General features: G+C 59.4%; 4 protein-coding genes and 1 pseudogene. 2 read left to right on the forward strand and 3 right to left on the reverse strand.

All coding sequences use genetic code 11. The annotated features are described in order from the left end of the window. Positions 1-570 precede the first annotated feature (570 nt). On the reverse strand, positions 571-1,065 hold the full coding sequence (locus tag DMX12_RS12195) for a hypothetical protein (RefSeq protein ID WP_110677773.1): 495 nt from the start codon (positions 1,063-1,065) through the stop codon (positions 571-573). A 119-nt stretch (positions 1,066-1,184) separates the two neighbouring features. On the opposite strand from DMX12_RS12195, the gene DMX12_RS12200 reads away from it, so the two are divergent. After that, positions 1,185-2,216 (forward strand): hypothetical protein, encoded by a 1,032-nt coding sequence (locus DMX12_RS12200; protein ID WP_110677775.1) that lies wholly within the window; start codon positions 1,185-1,187, stop codon positions 2,214-2,216. Then, positions 2,217-2,741, forward strand: a pseudogene (locus DMX12_RS12205) (mechanosensitive ion channel family protein); the annotation flags it as partial. Positions 2,742-2,842: 101 nt separating this feature from the next. Here DMX12_RS12205 and arfB read toward each other — a convergent pair. Continuing rightward, positions 2,843-3,256 (reverse strand): alternative ribosome rescue aminoacyl-tRNA hydrolase ArfB, encoded by a 414-nt coding sequence (gene arfB, locus DMX12_RS12210; RefSeq protein ID WP_009683095.1) that lies wholly within the window; start codon positions 3,254-3,256, stop codon positions 2,843-2,845. Between the two features lies 1 nt (position 3,257). After that, positions 3,258-4,133: a carboxylate/amino acid/amine transporter gene (locus DMX12_RS12215; RefSeq protein ID WP_110677777.1), complete on the reverse strand. Its 876-nt coding sequence runs from the start codon at positions 4,131-4,133 to the stop codon at positions 3,258-3,260. Positions 4,134-4,429 lie beyond the last annotated feature (296 nt).

A 4,429-nucleotide genomic window follows, 5' to 3' on the forward strand; every position in this document is an offset into this window, starting at 1 on the left:
TTCGGATAAGAGCTTCGTTGGCGCATGGAAATCCTGGCGATAAGGGTGATCGCGTCCGCTTAAAAATACGCGGACACCATCGCCCTTAATGCTGGAGTTCGGAAGGTGAGTTCGCCGGACGCTTACCTTTGACGAAAGGAGAACCCTGAACAACCAGCTGCTGACTGTAGAGCGACACGCAGGACGCGGCGAATACACCCACGAAAGCGACGATAGCTGCACCTATAGAGGTAGCAAAGAATTTGCAGGTGTACCGCCAGATAGTGGTTCCGAAAAAACCGACCACGAGCAATGCAACCACAGTGACGATGATGCTCTCGATAACTAAGCTAAAAGCCCCGTTGTATAGTCCTGTCGGCGAAGCGCTTTCAGCTTTTAAGCAGCAAAAAACGATCACCGCGCGCTGACGGCAGTGATCGTTGACATCGGTAGGTGGGCTCGCTTAGCGGCGCCGTTCCGGAGGACCCTGGCGATTGACCGGAGGCTCTTCAGAGCGACGTTGATACTCAGTGGTAGCTGGCGGCGGCGGAACGCGTGTTTGCTCGCTGTTATTTGGCTTCTGCTGGTCGGTCACGCAAATAGCTCCCTCAAGGTAACTAGAATAGCAAGCGCCCCGAAGGCTCCTGCTCCGATTTTGATTTCCTGGTAGGCCAGATCCAACGGCTTGGTTTTGTCAGCTACCGTGTCCTTCAACGACTCAAGCGTGTCGATGTAACAATTGTAGATGTGCCTCTTCTGCGCCTCTTCGTCGACCGCAACCAGGTACTCGCCGGTCAGACGGTTGGACGGAAGATTCGGGTATTCCTTGATTCGGAGCGCGCTCAGGGCATGACCCCACGCACATCCAATGGCGACTGCAGCCACAACGAAGGCGCAGAAGATCAGAATGGCCAGCGGCGAACCGAGCTCGAAAATGACGCCGTTCTTGAGCCCCGCAATTGCGCCTAGCCCCGCGACCAAAATCGAGACAGCAGTGAAGAATCGGGCACTCTTGTCCTCGACTCGATTGAAGCGATCCTGCTCATCCTTGAACCTGTCTTTCAGGTAGGAAATGGTTTCATCCATACGACCATCCAGTGCCAGCATGCTTGCGTGCGGTGGAGGTACGCACGGTGGTGTCATTTATACACAGGGCAAGGCGCTATGATAGCGTTTTAGCAGCATAAACAGGAAGGATCTGAGCGGTGAGTACCAGTCTCTATCGTACACAGGTGGCCCAGCATCAGCGCACCATCGCCAGGCTGCAGGGAGAAAAGGCGAAGAAGATGAGCGCTGCTGCCAAGGCCGGCCAGAATAGCGCTGCGGCGAACACGGCAGCCCGCAAGACTTCCTCCCCCTCGGCCATGAAGTCCAAGTTGCGAGATGCTGCGCGATACACCAGCGAGCAGACGAAGGCGCTCTACGATGTCAGCCAGTTGGAAAAGAAAATAGTCGATGCGCAGAAGCGGCTTGCACAAAGTGAGCAGCGTTTAAACGATGCGCTAAAGCGCGAACAACGTCGTTCGGATGCTGCGCAGGAACAACGGCTTCGTCAGATCGATGACGACCTCTCCCAACATGAGGAGCTCCACGAGCAAACCGCCCGTGAGATCGAAAAGCTCAAAGCTCTACCTGAGAAAATCACGGTGGTCTTCTTTGCAGCTGACCCCGGTAGCGATAAAAGTGACAGGCTCCTGCTGGATGAGGAAGCTCGTCTGATAGAGGAAAAAATCAGGGCCTCCGCGCACCGAGATGTGTTGGACTTTCACACGCGCTGGGCGGTGAGGCCCATGGACGTGCTCCAGGCCATGAATGAGCTAAATCCGGCCATCGTTCATTTCAGTGGCCATGGCACGACTGCTGACACCCTGGTGCTCCAGGATGACCAAGGGAGAGCGAAGCACGTTCCTCTACCGGGCATCGTGAGCGCCATGGCGGTTGGCTCAGAGAACCTCAAGCTCGTCTTCTTCAACACGTGTCATTCGTTCAACCAAGCCGAAGCGTGCATCAACCACATCCCTGCAGCGATTGGCATGAACCGCGATGTGGGCGATCTACCCGCTCGTTACTTCGCAGCGCAGTTCTATTCTTCTCTCGGCTTCGGGCATTCCATCCACCGAGCGTTTCACCAAGCCAAAGCTTTAGTGGCAATGGAATTCCCCGGCGAGGAGGCTATCCCTGAACTCTACGAGCAGGACGATGAGTCTCTGATCCTTGTCAGACCGCCTGACGTGTAGCAATCCGGCGGCCGGCGGATCAAGCGCAGCCTGTTCATCGACGCCGCAGGTGTACGCTTCCTCACCCGCGAGGAGGAACAGCGCCTGTCCCAGGTCAGCCTGCTGGGCGACTACCTGGCCGGCAAACGCCAGGAGCTGCAAAGCTGGAACGAAGCGCTGGGCCCTGTGGCCGAACTGTCGGCCAACCGGCGCAAGCTGACCAATATCGGCACCTTCCGCGCGTTTGCCCTGGCCTACCTGAAAAACCACCCCAATGTGCACCCGAACATGACCTGTATGGTGCGGCAGATGCAGACCACCGCCGAGGGCGTGCCGCTGGAAATCTACTGCTTTACCACCACCACGGTGTGGGCGGACTACGAGCGCATCCAGGGGGATATCTTCGATTACCTGCTGGCGGTGTTACCGGAATTCGGCTTGAGCCTGTATCAGCAGCCGAGTGGTAACGACATGCGCGTGGGGTTGAGCACACGGGTGGCGCAAGAGCCTGTCCCGCGTCGGCTGGAAGAGATGAGCGAGGCTTGAGATTGCGGGGGCTACTGCGCAGCCCATCGCGACACAAGGCCGCTCCTACACTGGGCGCGCAGCCATGCAAGCCTGCGCAATAGCCCGTTCCGCCTACGGCCTTAGAAGTCCACCTTGCCCCGCCCCGCCTTGACCGTACTGCGTCTGGCCTTCCCTTCGAGCCGGCGGGTCTTCGAGCCGAGGGTGGGCTTGGTGGGGCGGCGTTTCTTTTCGGTCTTGCCGGCAGCGATGATCAACTCGGCAAGGCGTGCCAAGGCATCCGCGCGGTTCTGCTCCTGGGTACGGAACTGCTGGGCCTTGATGATCAATACGCCATCGCCGGTAATGCGGCTGTCCCGTAGCGCCAGCAGCCGCTCCTTGTAAAACGCGGGCAGCGATGAGGCGCGTATGTCGAAGCGCAGGTGCACCGCGCTGGACACCTTGTTGACGTTCTGCCCACCCGCGCCTTGGGCACGGATGTAGCTCAGCTCGATGTCCGTATCCGGCAGTTGCACACCGTTGGAGAGGGTCAGCATGTCAGGCCTTGCCAGCCAGCGGCGCTCGCCCACGGCCACCCAGGCGGCTCAGCCATACCGAGGCGATGATGATCGCACCGCCAATGAACAGCCGCCCCAGTGGCTCGTGCTGGTTCCAGATCAGCAGGTTGAGCAGCAGCCCCACAGGCACATGCAGGTTGTTCATCACCGCCAGGGTAGCGCCGGATACCAGGCACGCGCCCTTGTTCCACCAGTACAGGCCCAGCGCCGTCGGGCACAACCCGAGGAACAGCAACACCAGCCATTGCACGTCGGTACTCGGCAGGTGCTGGGCATTGCCGAACAGCAGGAAGGCCGGCAGCACCACCAAGAGGGCGCCGAGGTAGAAGTAGCCAAAACGGGTGTAGTGCGGCAGGTCGCTGGGGTTGCGTGCGACCAGGTGGCGGTACAGCACCTGGCCGGCGGCGTAGGTGAAGTTGGCCAACTGCAGCAGCAGGAAACCGGTAAAGAACTCACCGCTGATGCTGTCGAAGCGGATCACCGCCGCGCCAGCCACAGCCACCAGCGCGGCCAGCAATGCCCACGGGTTGAAACGCCGGTTCATGGCGTCTTCGATCAGGGTTACATGCAATGGCGTGAGGATGGTGAACAGCAGCACTTCCGGCACCGTGAGTACGCGAAAGCTCAGGTACAGGCAGACGTAGGTGATGCCGTACTGCAACGCACCGATCAGCAGCATCGAGCGCATGAAGCCCGGCTCGACCTGGCGCCAGCGGGTCAGCGGCAGGAACACCAGGCCGGCCAGCAGCACCCGCGCGAGCACGGCGAAGTAGCTGTCGACGTGCCCGGCCAGGTACTCGCCGATCAGGCTGAAGGAAAACGCCTGGATCAGCGCGACGATTATCAGGTAGCCCATGGTTGTCTCTCGTGAATCAAGGCGGCGACCTTAGCGGGTTGCAGGCTTTGTGATCAACCATGAGGAATGTGGGGCTGTGCCGGCCTGTTCGCGGGCTTGCCCGCTCCCACAGGTAAATCACAGGACTCAAGTGCGGTGATATACCTGTGGGAGCGGGCAAGCCCGCGAACAGGCCGGCACAGCCATCCACAACACACCAGGCATAAAAAAGCCCGGCCATCAAGGCCGGGCAGGTACACCCAAAGGAGCAAAAACAGGTGTCAGGGTTGGGAATTCGATAACGTTCAGGCCACCGC

This window comes from Pseudomonas sp. MB-090624, from assembly GCF_003205245.1.
GTDB classification, from domain to species: Bacteria; Pseudomonadota; Gammaproteobacteria; order Pseudomonadales; family Pseudomonadaceae; genus Aquipseudomonas; species Aquipseudomonas juntendi.